Source organism: Bradyrhizobium sp. C9 (genome assembly GCF_002532045.1).
Taxonomy (GTDB): domain Bacteria; phylum Pseudomonadota; class Alphaproteobacteria; order Rhizobiales; family Xanthobacteraceae; genus Bradyrhizobium.
On sequence record NZ_NWTG01000072.1, the window covers coordinates 1 to 607 of the forward strand.

Annotated in this window: 2 protein-coding genes; both read left to right on the plus strand. The window is 37.1% G+C overall.

Annotated elements, in window-relative coordinates; all coding sequences use genetic code 11:
• Positions 1-364, plus strand: a 364-nt coding sequence (locus CO675_RS39615; protein ID WP_097677274.1) for a bacteriophage terminase small subunit, incomplete at its 5' end; no start/stop codon positions are given.
• Positions 361-591: a hypothetical protein gene (locus CO675_RS39620; RefSeq protein WP_036853254.1), complete on the plus strand. Its 231-nt coding sequence runs from the start codon at positions 361-363 to the stop codon at positions 589-591. The genes CO675_RS39615 and CO675_RS39620, both read left to right, overlap by 4 nt.
• Positions 592-607 lie beyond the last annotated feature (16 nt).

Below are 607 nucleotides of genomic sequence, written 5' to 3' on the forward strand. Positions count from 1 at the left end.
CAATATAAAGGCGTATGACGAAGCTAAAAGCATTGCTAGGGGAAATCTATTAGAACTAGCCGAAAGTGCCTTAGCGAGCAAACTGACAGTCAGAACGCTAAAAGAAACAGAAACAATATATGACGCTGACGGAAACGTTGAAAAAGTAAAGGTTAAAGAGAAAGAACTTGATAAAGATAGCTTGGTAGCAATGATGGTTGCTAAGGCTGGAAACCCTGAACTTTATAACCCTACTGAATGGCGGAGATTGCAACAGGAAGAATCAAGTGCTCATGACCTTAAAGCTAAAATTGAAGAACTTGACGACTATAAGCTAAGTAAGTATAAAACGCCAGAAATCAAAGTCCCAGAGGGGTTTGAATGAAAAAATATTGGGTAGTTGAAGACCATTTGGGCGGAGGACTTTATCTGATGTCAGAAAATACTTCAGAAAAAGAATTAGAAGAAGTTGAAGATTATTGTGAGACGTGTGGAGACAACGATTCTATTATTGGTCAGTTTTCAAACTGGAAACAACTTAAAAAAGAAATGACTGATGACGAAGGTTGGTGTCCATATTCAGATGAATATTTGCAATCAGTATTTGAATAGAAAGGGAATGAATGTA